General features: G+C 34.4%; 15 protein-coding genes and 1 pseudogene. All 16 read left to right on the top strand.

The window, feature by feature from the left end:
• The first annotated feature begins 7 nt into the window (after positions 1-7).
• The 16 genes and pseudogenes from EKQ63_RS15575 to EKQ63_RS15495 all read left to right on the top strand — a co-directional run bounded on the left by EKQ63_RS15575 (position 8) and on the right by EKQ63_RS15495 (position 12,651).
• Complete coding sequence (locus tag EKQ63_RS15575) at positions 8-508, top strand: GNAT family N-acetyltransferase (protein WP_087953351.1); 501 nt, start codon at positions 8-10, stop codon at positions 506-508.
• Positions 509-523: 15 nt separating this feature from the next.
• Positions 524-1,197 (top strand): annotated as a pseudogene (locus tag EKQ63_RS30710) (DinB family protein).
• Between the two features lie 69 nt (positions 1,198-1,266).
• Positions 1,267-2,205, top strand: coding sequence for a DMT family transporter (locus EKQ63_RS15560; protein WP_087953353.1), 939 nt, complete (start codon positions 1,267-1,269; stop codon positions 2,203-2,205).
• Between the two features lie 56 nt (positions 2,206-2,261).
• The gene (locus EKQ63_RS15555) at positions 2,262-2,663 is read left to right on the top strand and encodes a GNAT family N-acetyltransferase (protein ID WP_143881232.1); all 402 of its coding nucleotides are present in this window, start codon (positions 2,262-2,264) and stop codon (positions 2,661-2,663) included.
• A 110-nt stretch (positions 2,664-2,773) separates the two neighbouring features.
• Complete coding sequence (locus EKQ63_RS15550) at positions 2,774-3,385, top strand: hypothetical protein (RefSeq protein WP_087997206.1); 612 nt, start codon at positions 2,774-2,776, stop codon at positions 3,383-3,385.
• Between the two features lie 20 nt (positions 3,386-3,405).
• Entirely contained in the window at positions 3,406-4,653 is a 1,248-nt protein-coding gene (locus tag EKQ63_RS15545) for a glutathionylspermidine synthase family protein (protein WP_143881231.1), read from the top strand.
• A 217-nt stretch (positions 4,654-4,870) separates the two neighbouring features.
• Positions 4,871-5,668: an AAC(3) family N-acetyltransferase gene (locus EKQ63_RS15540; protein ID WP_014297868.1), complete on the top strand. Its 798-nt coding sequence runs from the start codon at positions 4,871-4,873 to the stop codon at positions 5,666-5,668.
• Positions 5,669-5,683: 15 nt separating this feature from the next.
• Positions 5,684-6,373 (top strand): phosphopantothenoylcysteine decarboxylase domain-containing protein, encoded by a 690-nt coding sequence (locus EKQ63_RS15535; RefSeq protein ID WP_000676717.1) that lies wholly within the window; start codon positions 5,684-5,686, stop codon positions 6,371-6,373.
• A gap of 137 nt (positions 6,374-6,510) precedes the next feature.
• On the top strand, positions 6,511-6,984 hold the full coding sequence (locus EKQ63_RS15530) for a tetratricopeptide repeat protein (RefSeq protein WP_140168757.1): 474 nt from the start codon (positions 6,511-6,513) through the stop codon (positions 6,982-6,984).
• A gap of 12 nt (positions 6,985-6,996) precedes the next feature.
• Positions 6,997-8,046 (top strand): hypothetical protein, encoded by a 1,050-nt coding sequence (locus EKQ63_RS15525; RefSeq protein ID WP_087997208.1) that lies wholly within the window; start codon positions 6,997-6,999, stop codon positions 8,044-8,046.
• Positions 8,039-8,533: an NUDIX hydrolase gene (locus tag EKQ63_RS15520; RefSeq protein ID WP_087953358.1), complete on the top strand. Its 495-nt coding sequence runs from the start codon at positions 8,039-8,041 to the stop codon at positions 8,531-8,533. Before EKQ63_RS15525 ends, EKQ63_RS15520 begins: the two co-directional genes overlap by 8 nt.
• Before the next feature lie 101 nt (positions 8,534-8,634).
• The gene (locus tag EKQ63_RS15515) at positions 8,635-9,144 is read left to right on the top strand and encodes a ribonuclease FAU-1 family protein (protein WP_087953359.1); all 510 of its coding nucleotides are present in this window, start codon (positions 8,635-8,637) and stop codon (positions 9,142-9,144) included.
• Between the two features lie 209 nt (positions 9,145-9,353).
• On the top strand, positions 9,354-9,944 hold the full coding sequence (locus EKQ63_RS15510) for a TetR/AcrR family transcriptional regulator (RefSeq protein ID WP_143881230.1): 591 nt from the start codon (positions 9,354-9,356) through the stop codon (positions 9,942-9,944).
• Between the two features lie 4 nt (positions 9,945-9,948).
• Positions 9,949-10,677 (top strand): hypothetical protein, encoded by a 729-nt coding sequence (locus EKQ63_RS15505; RefSeq protein WP_087953735.1) that lies wholly within the window; start codon positions 9,949-9,951, stop codon positions 10,675-10,677.
• 216 nt (positions 10,678-10,893) lie between these two features.
• Positions 10,894-11,649, top strand: coding sequence for an ABC transporter ATP-binding protein (locus EKQ63_RS15500; protein ID WP_087953361.1), 756 nt, complete (start codon positions 10,894-10,896; stop codon positions 11,647-11,649).
• Positions 11,650-11,664: 15 nt separating this feature from the next.
• Positions 11,665-12,651 carry an aliphatic sulfonate ABC transporter substrate-binding protein gene (locus EKQ63_RS15495; protein WP_087953362.1) on the top strand — a complete coding sequence of 329 codons (987 nt, stop codon included), beginning with the start codon at positions 11,665-11,667 and terminating at the stop codon, positions 12,649-12,651.
• The last annotated feature ends 8 nt before the right edge of the window (positions 12,652-12,659 follow it).

Raw genomic sequence — 12,659 nt, 5'->3', positions numbered from 1 at the left:
GAGAAATATGATTCGATTACTTACGAAAGAAGATGCAAAAAAATATTGGGACTTACGGTTACAAGCATTACAAGTAAACCCTGAGGCATTTGTAACAACTTATGAAGAGGCGATTCGTCAGGAAAATCCTGTTAAGCGAGTGGAAAGTAATTTAACAGCTACTACGAGTTGTACATTCGGTGCTTTTAATGAAGAGAATCAATTAGTTGGAGTTGTCACTTTACTAACAGAAGAGAAAGAGGCGTATAAACATAAAGGGCATATCGTTGCGATGTATGTAGATGCAAGCAATCGAAGAAGTGGCCTTGCACGTGAGTTAATACGTAAGGCAATTGAAAGAGCAAGAGAAATGGACTTGGAACAATTGACATTAGGTGTTGTGTCCACAAATGAGCCAGCAAAAAAGTTGTATGAATCTATAGGTTTTAAAACGTATGGGATTGAAAAGAGAGCTATAAAGATGAATGGTGTGTATAGTGATGATGAACATATGGTGTTGTTCTTGTAAGAGGGGGAGTGTCGTATGAAAGATCTAAGTTTGGAAAGAAATATGAACCGGCAAGTAGCGATTTTATATGCGACGGTTACGGATACATTTAAACGACTGCAAAAGTTAGTACAAGGGACTGATGAGAAAGAACTGTCATTTAAAGGGACAGAAAATAATGAAAATAGTATTGGACAACTGCTTCAACATTTAGCAGTTGTCGATTTACATTGGGTGTACCGCCTAAAAGGAGAAGCAATTCCACAGGCACTTGATAATATATATGGACCTATGTTAAATGAAGCAGGAAAACTGCCAAGTTTAAGAAAACAGACGTTGCAACAATTAATGCAAGATTATGAAGCTGTGCAACATATGTTTTATGAGAAATGTATGAAACTAACAGAAAATGATTTAACACGAGAGGTTTTTTATCCGACTTTAATGGGCAGTAAGACCCCCACCTCAAAATGCAGCGAAAGCAAAGAAGTTAGATGGGGGATCAACTGCCCATAAAAGTCCGATTGGTTCAACTAATAATCAGTGGGGGATGAAGAAAACCCCCACTGATTAAAGTTTCACTTTATGAAAAGGGAGAAAATGCGACTATTAGGTGGGGGATATGGCACATAGCTGACCATAATCGGTACCATCAAGCTCATATTAGTCAGTTAAGAAAGCTATATAGAGCTAGAATACATGTGAGATAAAGATTTTAAATTTTAATTATATTTAATTTGTTGTATAGTATAAGAAGAAACTAAACAAGGGGTTTTATCATGAAAGCTATTGCAGTAGGGATATTGGCATCATTTTTCTTTGCCTTTACCTTCGTTCTAAACCGGGCGATGGACTTAGAAGGTGGAAGCTGGATTTGGAGTGCTTCATTACGTTACTACTTTATGGTTCCAATGCTTTTACTTATTGTCATGTATAGGGGAAACTTAAAGCAACTTTTTCAATATATGAAAAATAATCCGAAAGAATGGTTAGTGTGGAGTATCGTTGGATTTGGTCTCTTTTATGCACCGCTTAGTTTTGCCGGAGCTTTTGGACCTGGTTGGCTCGTTGCATCAACATGGCAAATTACGATCGTCGCAGGGATTTTATTAACACCATTTTTTGCGGTAGATCCATTACATAAAAAACTCCCAATGAAGGAATTAGTTATGTCGGGTATTATTTTATGCGGTGTTGTACTTATGCAAGTAGAACATGCTTCTTCATTAGGAATTCGTGAAACTGTTTTATGTGTCGTTCCTGTACTTATTGCAGCGTTTGCGTATCCTCTTGGAAATCGAAAAATGATGCAAGTTTGTAAAGGGGAATTAGATGTATTTCAGCGAGTTCTCGGTATGACATTAGCAAGCCTTCCATTTTGGTTTTTACTTTCTGGTTATGAAGTATCAACAGGTGGGTTACCATCAAGTAGCCAAGTTTTCCAATGTTTTATTGTAGCTGTTAGTTCTGGTTTAATCGCGACCGTACTATTCTTCTTTGCGACAGATCTTGTAAAAGATGATCCGCAAAAACTAGCAACAGTGGAAGCGACTCAGTCCGGTGAGGTTTTATTTGCGCTAGTGGGAGAACTTATCTTGCTATCTGCACCAATTCCGTCATTTTTATCTTGGATTGGCATGAGCCTCGTTATTGTTGGAATGATACTACATAGTTATGTAGCGGTCGTTGTGAAGAAAGAAGAAAAAATAACGGCGTAATGAGATTAGCTCTTTTTATAAAGAGCTAGTCTTTTTTCATAGAAAGGGATGGAAGTATGAATTTACAGTGTGTTGAACAAATTGAGAAAGATTCTATTTTAAATGTACTACAGTATGCAGTCGGACCAAGTGAAACTAGCTTAAAGAAAGCAGTTTTATTTTATGAAAGCAATAAAGGGACTTTGCATAGATATGAGGAAAAGGCTTGCATAGGTATGGAAATAATCGGAGCAAATAAAGCGAGAATATGCCACATAGCAGTGGTACCGCAATATCGTCATAAAGGAATAGCAGTGCAAATGATAAAGGAAATAGTAAAAATGCATCAATTGACTTATATAGAGGCAGAGACAGACGCTGAGGCAGTAAAATTTTATAAGAAAATTGGTTTTCAGATTAAAAGTTTAGGAGAAAAATATCCGGGGATTGAAAGGTTTCATTGTTATTTGGAAAAATAGTACGAAAATATGCAAATACATATTGTGTTTAGTTTGAAAAAAGTAACATTTACATTATATAATAAAGGTATCTGGAAAAATATAGATAATGGGAATTGGGTGTATAACACATGAGAATGGATAAAAGTAAATTTATAAAAATCGCTACTTCAATAGGGGTTTCATCTTTTTTATTAACGGGCTGTGGTGATTATGAAGAAGAAACTGCACAGAAAGAAAGTACTGCTGTTAAAACAGATGGTGCAAAACAGGGAAATGAACAAGAAACATTACATTGCGATGATAAAGCTCCTACTAATGAAAATGTAGAAAAAGATGAGTTATGTAAGGAAATGAATCCGTCTTTTTCATCGTATCATGAAAATTCACATTTACCGATACTTCCATTCGTAGCAGGATATTTATTAGCAAGCAGAACTTCAAATATGAATTATACAGCAAAGCCAAATATAATGAAGAAACCGTATGTAAATAATGTTATTCCCTATCGTGAAAAAGACCAAAGTAGAACTGGTGGAAGCGGTGGTGGAGGGTATTACGGCGGAACTAACAGTAACAATAATAACTCGTCCAATAAAGTGGATTTAAATAAACAACAGCCAAATAGCTCAAATAAAGTGACACCAGATACAAATGCGCCAAAATCATCTCCGACACAAACGCCAAAAGTGAATTCAGGTTCAAGTGGAATTGGGAACGCAAAAGCACCGGCCGGATCATAACTCGAAAGGATAATAGGAATATGTATACAGAACAAGAGCAGAAGGAGTATATGAAAGTATGGTTTTCACTAGCGGAAGAGGCTGGTCGGAATGGATTTACGTGGCCGAGCCTATTAGAAAATGAAGAATGGAATCAATATATGGCAACCGGTATGTATCGTATGCCAGTAAAAACTTATACTGTTATTTCAAAAGCGACTGAAGAAATTATGTACGTGTTATATAGAACGTATCAATATATTGTAAATACGGCAGAAGATTTTCAAACACTAGGATTTCCTGCTGAAACGTGGGAAATTGCGAGAATGAAACATACTGGTTTGTTTTCATATTTTACGAGATTTGACTTTATCGTAAATGGTGAAGATATAAAGTTAATAGAAGTAAATTGTGATACACCAACAGGTTATTTAGAGCCATCTGTCGCAAATGAAGTGTTGTGCCGTTATCACGATGTAAATCACCCAAATCATATAGAAGAGCATATTGTGCAGGCATGGGAACAAATTAAACATGACTATAATATAGATCCTAGAGAAACGATTTATTTCACGAGTTATGATTGGCATGATGAAGATCATCAAACGGTTCAATTTTTAAGAAGCTATTGTTTAGATCAGTCAACGGATTATATAGGTATACAAGATATTGTCGTGACAGATGATGGTATATATACGCAAAATGGTGAGAGAATTCATTATTTATATAGGCTATATCCAATTGAATATTTAGTTTCAGACGCTGATAAAAACGGGAAAAGAATTGGACTCCAGTTTTTAGATCATATAGCGCAAGGAAGAGTGAAAATCATTAATCCACCTGCTGCCTTTCTTATGCAAAATAAAAGTGTACTCGCATTAATTTGGCAGCTTTATGAAGATGAAGTTTTCTTTGGGGACGAAGAGCGAGAGACCATTCAAAAATACTTCCTACCAACATACTTTACAAATAAACCATTTATAGAAAGAAATGAATCCTATGTTTCTAAACCTTTATACGGCCGTGAAGGCGGAGGGGTATCTATATTTGAAAATAATGAACTATTAGCTGAAGATAAAACAGAGTATTACTTTGAACAGCGGAAAATATATCAGCAATACATAGAAATGCCTGACTATACAATTGACACATGGGACGGTCCGTATACTGGTAAACTTTTAATTGGTTCACACTGCATAAGCGGAAGAGCCGCAGGGTTATTTTTACGTGTAGGTGAGAAAATAACGGGAAACTTATCGATGTTTACTGGAGTTACAATTGAAGGATAAATGGAACAAAGAGCTCATCATTTTTGATGGGCTCTTTCGTTTAAATATAGTGTTTTTATTGCTGTGATGTAACGCCTTCATGTTGCTTCTTTTGTTATATAAAACCAATTTATTACCATTTTTTAATTGGATAAAAATGATTAAGTTAAAAATTAAGAAAAATATGATAATATATGTATGTAGTAGTTTAAAACAAAATGGGGGAACAATCGTGAAAATGAATGAAATAGTGGCAAGTACGCCATTGCCAAATACAATTAAAACAATTACAAATGATTTAAGAAAATTAGGATTAGAAAAAGGAATGACAGTTATTGTACATTCTTCGTTAAGCTCCATAGGCTGGGTATCTGGCGGAGCAGTTGCAGTAGTAGAGGCGTTAATGAATGTTATTACAGAAGAAGGAACACTCATTATGCCAACGCAATCTTCAGATTTATCCGATCCGAAACATTGGTCAAGACCGCCTGTTCCTGAAGATTGGTGGCAGATTATCCGTGATAATGTCCCAGCTTATGATCCACGAATAACACCAACAAGAGGTATGGGGGAAATAGTTGAATGTTTTCGTACATATCCGAATGTAGTACGCAGTAACCATCCATTAGGAAGTTTTGCTGCATGGGGAAGACATGCAGAAGAAATAACGATGAATCAGTCTCTATCAATGAGTTTAGGAGAAGAATCTCCATTAAGAAAAATATATGATTTAGACGGATACATATTATTAATTGGTGTTGGATATGATTCCAATACTTCTGTACATTTATCAGAAGTACGTTCTGGTGCATGTGAGTTAATAAAAGTAGGGGCACCCATTATAGAAAATGGTGAAAGAGTGTGGAAAGAATTTGTTGATATGGATTACGATTCTGACAAATTTGTAGAAATTGGTGTGGAATTTGAGCAAAAAGGAACCGTAACAATAGGGGAAATAGGAAACGCAAAGTGCCGTCTTATGAAACAACGTGATATAGTTGATTTTGGAACAGAATGGTTTCGTAAGAAAAATTAGTAAGGGATGGTTACAATGAAGGGGAAAAAGGTATTAATTACAAGCGGTGGTTGTTTAGAAAAATGGGATCAAGTTCGTGGTCATACGAATATGGCAAAAGGAACAATTGGAAGAATAATCGCCGAAGAGCTTATAAGTAAAGGGGCCTATGTTATATATTTACATGGTTATTTTGCGGAGAAACCGAATGATATAAACAATCAATTAGAATTACACCCATTTGAAGGAATTGTTGATTTGCAAGATAAAATGAAAAGTATCATTACGCATGAAAAAGTCGATGCGGTTATTATGGCAGCGGCTGGATCTGATTGGATTGTGGACAAGATCTGTGATCAAGAGGGTAATGTTCTTGATATGAATGGAAAAATCTCAAGTGATATAGCGCCAATTATACATTTTCAAAAGGCACCGAAAGTATTAAAACAAATAAAACAGTGGGATTCAGAAACTGTACTCGTTGGCTTTAAACTTGAAAGCGACGTAAATGAAGAAGAACTGTTTGAAAGAGCGAAAAATAGAATGGAAGAAGCGAAGGCGAGTGTAATGATTGCGAATTCACCACATTCTTTATATTCGCGTGGAGCAATGCACTACGTAATTGGACAAGACGGTATAGAGAAGTTATGTAATGGAAAAGATGAAACAGCGAAAGAAATTGTTAAAAGGTTAGAGGTATTATGTAATCACATTACTGCTTTATAATTTTAAGTATTTGGATAAGAGTGAATCCGCATAGTATATATTGGTAAGCGAAACTTTAATTTATAGGAATTATACTTTTACACAAACGTTAACCATTCAATATGGATACATAGAATAAATGGTGAGGAGTGAATTCTATGGAACATTTATTAAAGCAAGCTATTAAACTCCGGCAAGAAAAGAAATATGCGCAGTCTAAAGAGATACTCATCGGATTAACAAACTTTACGAGGGATGCAGAAGTACTTTATCAATGTGCCTGGATACATGATGTAATGGGTCTTGAAACAGAAGCTATGCCGTATTATGAACAGGCAATTGCAAATGGTCTTGAAGGGGAGTCACTTTGTGGCGCATATATCGGTCTTGGTAGTACATATCGTTGTATAGGCGAGTATGATAAAGCAATTACTGTTTTAGAAACAGGTTTGCAGCAGTTTCCAGATAATGATGTGATGAAAGTATTTTTGTCATTAGCGAAATATAACGTAAACGATCATGAATCCGCGATGAAATTATTACTTGAAACAGTCGTAAAAGTAGAAGAAGTGAAAGAGTTTGAACGTGCTATTTCATTTTATAAAGACCATTTAAACGAGGTTTTTAAATAGAGGAGTGAAAGTATGAGTGTCACACTTTCGCGAAGGCGAAAAGGTATATGGATTGGACTCGTATCTTTAATCTTATTATCAAACTATTTATTGTATGCTCTTCCGATTGTACCAGCTACTCCCAAAGAAGTTGTTCTTGGATCATTATTAGATTGTATGTTTGTAATTCCGGTTATTACGTATTTCTTTATTATTCGAAAAAGATACTCGTTAACGTATATATTCCCTGTTGTAATAGCTGGTTATATATTTGCAAGATTTATTATTCCAAGCGACTATTTACAAGCTTTTTCATACGTTTCTTATATGATAGTTGCAGGAGAAATTACCTTTGTATGTGTAGAGTTATTCCTTCTATATAAAATTGTTAGAAAGCTTCCTAACATAATAAAAAAATATAAAGAATATAAAAGTGAGTATTCTTCATTTTCTTATGCAATTGATGCTGCATTTGACGCTGCTATGAAAAGAAATAAATTAATAGATATCATTGTAACAGAGTGTAAGTTAATCTATTATGCATTTTTATCGTGGCGTGAAAAAGTGCCAGAAGGAGAATCTGTATACTCATATCACAAAAAGACTGGCGCAATAGGTGTATATATTATGATTATCCATGCGACCTTAATAGAAAGTATCGGTTTTCATTATTTGTTTCATCAATGGAATCCAGTTGTAGCATGGGTGTTACTTATTTTAAACGTATATGCAATGTTTTATTTTTTAGCTGAAATACAAGCAACGCGTAAAAATCCAATTATTGTTACGGAACAAAAGGTAATTATTCAAATTGGATTAGGAAAGAAAATCATTATACCGTTTACACAAATTGATAAGATTACGTTTTATAAAGGAGAAGTTTTAAAGAATGAGAAAGAGGTTCTTGACGCAACGGTGATGGAATTTATAAAGGAACCTCCAACATTTGAAATAACACTAAAAGAGCCAATGAAAGCACAATTGTTATATGGATTTTCTAAAACAGTAAGTCGTGTTCACTTAAATGTTGATGAGGAACGGAAATTTTATGATGTGATGACGGAGAAATTGAACCATGAATAATGCTACTAATTTTCATCGTGCGTTTGGTGTGTATGGCATTTGTATCGAAAGCAATAACATATTAGTAATCGATAAAATTAAAGGGCCATATAGAAATCGGTATGATCTACCTGGTGGTAGTCTAAAAGATGGGGAAGCATTATTAGCTGGACTTCATAGAGAGATTAAAGAGGAGACCGGGCTAAATGTAACGGTAGTAAAACAAATAGGTACGATTGATTTTCAATTTCCATCAAAATTCAAGGAGTACACACATGTACATCATATCGCAGTTTTCTACGGTGTTGAAAGGTGCGAAGGTGAATTCGTAGTAACGGAACAATTTGAAGAGCAAGATTCATTAGGAGCTAGATGGGTTCCTATTGAAAGCATTACAGAAGACAATTCATCTCCACTTGTATGTAGTGCAGTAGAGTGGCTGAAAACAAATGAGCTTCCATTAGAAGTGAAAAAATATGAAACATGGACAGTGAAAAACTCCTTCTAAAATAAGAGGGAGTTTTATTGTGTAATTGGAGACTAAATACTTCTTTATTACTATATAAACCGATATAATAAAGCTAGAAATAGCATAAGGGGAAACAAAGAATGAATAAATTACTAACACTAAAAAGTGAAATTATAGAAAGAAAAATACGATATGACTCGACAACAGTAGAACACACTTGTTTATTACTTGAAAAGCAGTTGCGAAGTATCGTGTTATTTCATGAGGTTCAGTATTCATTTACAATGAATACACATGATTCAAGTTTAACAATCCCGAAAGGCAGTTACACCATTGCATACTACTGGGAGGATCGTCCGTACAATTTATACATATGGAGAGATAAGAATGGAATGTATGTAGGCTCTTATTTTAATGTTGTAAAAAATACGCAAATAACAGACGAATTCGTGTCATTTGAAGACTTAATTATTGATATTTTGGTACTTCCAAGCGGAGAATATTTTATTTTAGATGAAGATGAGTTACCTGAGCCTTTAGAGGGTTTTGAGGGTGGTTATGTGAACGAAGCTCTTGATGTATTAGAGGAAATAATTCAAAAGACGCTTCCTCAAATAATTGTAGAAACAGAAAGAGTGAGGTTAAACTAAATTGTAATTGATTTGAAAATAGAATACGTGTTTAATGAGATTGAGTAGTCTTAAGTTATATAACCTAACTTTTTTGATAAGTCTAAAGTTAGATGTATATTTCTTGGGATTACTCTTTTTTGTGGAAACTAATATTGACTGAATGTAGTTCAGTCATTTACAATTGAATCAGATTCAGTCACGGTAAAAAACATAGTAGGAGATAACATATGAAAAGAAAATCAAAAGATCCAGATGTAAGACGCCAAGAATTAATGGATATTGGCTTTGAACTATATATGGAAAATGGTATGAAAGGATTTAGCATAAAAGATGTTGTGAATCATGCTGGTGTAGCAACGGGTTTATTTTATTATTACTTCAAGTCTAAAGAGAATTTTGTTGATGAAGTATTAAATGACTTTATTGTGAAAAATATGGAGTTAATTGAAGAAATACTTATTTCTAATGAACGGTCTGTCATGCAAAAGATGGAAGATTCTCTAAATATATTTTGGACATTTATTGAAAAATTAGCGCCTTATAAAAATGTGAGTTCTTTTCAGACAGAACAACATTTTCAACTGGAACAGAAATTATTCACGCGAATGCAGCCATTAATTCGACAAGTGATTGAAGAAGGGATGAAAACGGGGATTTTTAATACTGATAACTCATTACTAGCTTCAGGTTTTATTTTATACGGTCTTAGCAGTGTTGCTCATTCAGAGGTGAATTTGAATTTAGATACGAAGCAAGAAATGGTTAATTTAGTATTAAATACACTGCGATATGATCAAAGAGAAGGAAGATGTATATGAATATATGAAGATTATAATCGATGGAAACAATATTTTGAATGAACAACTTACAAAATGGAAAAGAGAACGTATTAAAAAAGTTTTACATACATTAGGACATAAAGAGCAAGAATTAAATGATACAGACGTTATGATAAAAAAACTAACGGAACTAAAATTAAATTATTCATACGATGAAATGTATGATAAGTTGAAGTCTAAACTTAAATTAAGTGAAATGGGTATGCGTATCGCTACAGTTTTATCTGGTAATAGACGGAAATTTTCAAAAACAAGTATCTATTTAGATGGGATTACAGCAGAAGAAGCGATAAATGGGATTGACAGTTTTATGCTTGAACAATCACATGAAAATAATCAGGTGAACTTGTCAGCTTGTCCTGATCACTATGTACTAAGACCGTTTGGGGAAAATGAATTAGAAGTTATCGAAACTACTGGTAATTCTCCATTTCCAGTTCAATTTTTTATTGTTTTTGGTGACGAAACGGGATTAAAGACACCTAGAGATAAGTCTTATCAATACCAATCAACAGGTGTTGCACGTATGAAAGACGGTACTACTATTGGTGGAGTTCGACATCAATTCAAAGATACAGACACTGGTATAGAAGTAAGTCTAGCTGTAGAGTTTCCAGCACTTTGTCCTAATAGCCTTATTAAATCGCACCAAATGCATTTGGCATGTGAGTTTTCTTATTGGTTACAGTGGATTAAGAACCATAAAAAATAAATAACAAGAAGGATGTTCAAACGAAGCATATGTATTTTTTAATAAAACCTAGTTGACTTATCGGAAATATTTGTATAATATGTACTTAATTCTATTACGTATTGCTGATTGGAGAAACCAAAGGCATTTTATCTATTGATAAAATGCCTTTGGTTTTTTTATTGCATAAATACTGAATCTGTTCATTTAGATGAATCATTTCAAGGAGGCGAAGAAGTGACTGTTTCAATTGGTGGAGTATCAAAATATTTTTCGAAACAAACTCGTACTGTTCAAGTATTAGAGAATATTAATTTTCAATTAGAGAAAGGGGATTTTGTTACAGTAATTGGTCCGAGTGGTTGCGGAAAAAGTACACTATTAAAAATTATTGCAGGTTTAGACGGCGATTTTGAAGGAGAAATCATTATTGACGGGGAGCGTATAACAAAACCGAGTAAGAAGCAAGGATTTATATTTCAAGAGCATCGATTGTTTCCGTGGCTTACAGTGGAAGAAAATATTGCGGCGGATTTGTCATTAAAAGATAAGTATGTGAAGGATAAGGTAAAGGAATGGGTTGAAATTGTTCGACTAGATGGTTTTGAAAAATCATATCCGAAAGAAATATCAGGCGGGATGTCACAACGTGTTGCGATTGCAAGAGCGTTGCTAAGAGATCCTAATGTATTATTGCTTGATGAACCATTTGGAGCACTGGATGCATTTACCCGAAGTCATTTGCAAGAAGTACTGCTCAACATTTGGGAACAAAAAAAGACGACAATGATATTTGTTACACATGATATAGACGAAGCAATATATCTTTCAAACAGAATTGTCATCATGAGTGCAAAGCCCGGAAAAATACATAAAGTGATTGAAAATAATTTACCTTATCCGCGTAGTAAAACTTCGGAGTCATTCCAAGAAATTCGAAAGAAAGTATTACAACAGTTTGAACGCGGGGGACTAATTCAAACAAGTATATAGGGAAAGGGTGAGTATATGTATAAAAAAATCAAAATTCTTTCTTTTGCATTAGCTATTTCATTATTTTTATTCGGATGTGAAAAAAGCACAGCAAGTAGTAAGAAGGAAGATGTAACAGTACAAATTGGTATTCAGCAAGGATTAAGCCCACTTTTATTGGCACAGAAAAAGGGATGGTTTGAAGAGGAGTTTAAAAAAGAAGGAGTTAAGGTGAAATGGACAGAGTTCCAAAGCGGACCTCCTTATTTTGAGGCAATCGCATCAAATCGATTAGACTTTGGTGAAGTTGGCAACTCTCCAGTTATTTCCGCGCAAGCAGCTGGTATTGAATTTACCGAAATTGCTAATACGAGTTTTGCGAGAAAAGGAACAGGGATTCTTGTGCAAAAGGATAGCAAGATTACGAGTGTAAAAGATTTAAAAGGTAAAAAAATCGCAGTAGCAAAAGGAAGTAGCGCATTTAATTTATTGTATCGAGCGCTTGATAAAGAAGGTATCAATGCGAAAGATGTAAATGTCATTCAGTTACAACCAGATGAAGCACAGCCAGCATTTGAATCAGGATCAGTAGATGCATGGGCAATTTGGGATCCTTTCATATCGTTACATACGGTAAATAAAGGAGCGAAGGTGATTACAGATGGTGAACAATTAAACGTATCTTCTCCAGAGTTTTTAATTGCGAGAACAAAATTTGCGAAAGAGCATCCAGAATTAGTGGAGAAATTCCTTAAAGTATATGAAAAAGCACGTCTATGGCAAGATGAAAACTTGGATGAAGCAATAAAAATATACACTTCTGCAAAGAAAATAGATGCAGATATTGTAAAAGAAGTGTTTAATCACGACAAACCCATCTTAGTTCCGGTAACGAAAGAAATAGTTGCAGAACAGCAACAGACAGCAGATTTTCAATATAAGCTCGGTTCTATAAAGAAAGAAATCAAAACAGATAAAGTTGTAGATAATTCTTTCGTAGAAAAAGCAATAAAGGCGAAATGAAAAGAGGT

Source organism: Bacillus sp. BD59S, assembly GCF_007363175.1.
In the GTDB taxonomy this organism is placed as follows: Bacteria; Bacillota; Bacilli; order Bacillales; family Bacillaceae_G; genus Bacillus_A; species Bacillus_A pacificus.
This window is presented reverse-complemented; position numbering and strand designations above follow the sequence as displayed.